Origin of the sequence: Scandinavium sp. UTDF21-P1B (genome assembly GCF_040750395.1) — a bacterium.
Lineage (GTDB): Bacteria > Pseudomonadota > Gammaproteobacteria > Enterobacterales > Enterobacteriaceae > Scandinavium.
On record NZ_JBFLVD010000003.1, the window covers coordinates 1 to 1,141 of the forward strand.

Genomic DNA, 1,141 nt, shown 5'->3' on the forward strand with positions numbered 1-1,141 from the left:
TCACCTGAGTGCTTTCGTTCATCAGATCATAGCTGCCAAGCGCAGCCCCCTGGAACGAAACCGGCTCTCCTTTGTTACCCGCAGGATCCGTGGCATAGATCGTACCGGACACACCTGGCTCAATCGGGTTAGGTGCGATAATCCAATGTCCGCTCTGATCGGCAACGGCGGTGTATTCTTTACCCGTGCCGTCAACAACCGTAATGGTTGCCCCTGGTTCAGACATGCCGCTCAGAGATTCGGCGGAGTTGCCTGAAATCCCCACGTTTGGCGGAGTGATATCCAGGATAAAGCCCCAGTTATCGCTCGGCTCACTGACGTTACCCGCCGCATCGGTCGCCGTAGCGGTAATGCTGTGGGTGCCCTCAATCAGGTTAGTGGTTGGCGTGTAGCTCCAGTTGCCGTCCTTATCCGCCACCACGGAGCCCAGAACCTTGTCACCGTCGTAAACGGTGACGGTGGCTCCCGCTTCCGCAGTACCGGTAAAGGTCGGAGCCGGATCGTCAGTCACGTTGCCCTGTACAGGGGAACTGAACTGAATTGAGCCCACGTCATCACCAAAGCTGGTAATCACCGGCGCTGCTGGCGGCGTTGAGTCTACCGTCAGGGTGATGGTCGCCTGCGCGGTGTTGCCCGCCGGGTTGGTCACTTCCGCAGTCCAGGTGTGCTCGCCGTCGGCAACTTCAGGCAGCTGGAATGTCCAGTGCCCCTGTCCGTCCGCCACGGCGGTGCCCAGCACGGTGCCTTCCCCGTTCTTAATGGTCACAGTGGCTCCCGCAAGCGTGGTGCCCTGCAGTTCCGGGGTGCTGTCGTCGGTCAGGCCGCCGTTCAGTACCGCGCCGGTGAGGCTGCCCACGTTATCGTTCGCCTGATCGATGGTCAGCTCCACGCTGCTCGCGTCCACGGTGAAGTTCACCACTTCGCCACGGGTTTCGTTGCCCGCCGCGTCGGTGATCTTGGTCTGATAGCTGTGATCGCCATCGCCCAGAGACGGGAGAACCAGCGTCCAGTTGCCTTCTTCATCCACGACCACGCTGCCCGCCGGCGTGCTGCTGCCGTCGAGGTAAACTGCAACCGCTGCGCCCGGCTCGCCGGTTCCGGTCAGGGTCAGGGAGCGATCGTCCGTCACGCCGCCAGCGGC

General features: G+C 61.9%; 1 protein-coding gene. It reads right to left on the minus strand.

Translation table 11 applies throughout. The features are described 5' to 3' along the window. The coding region (locus tag AB1287_RS01690; RefSeq protein WP_435616759.1) for an Ig-like domain-containing protein at positions 1-1,141 on the minus strand (1,141 nt) is incomplete at both ends.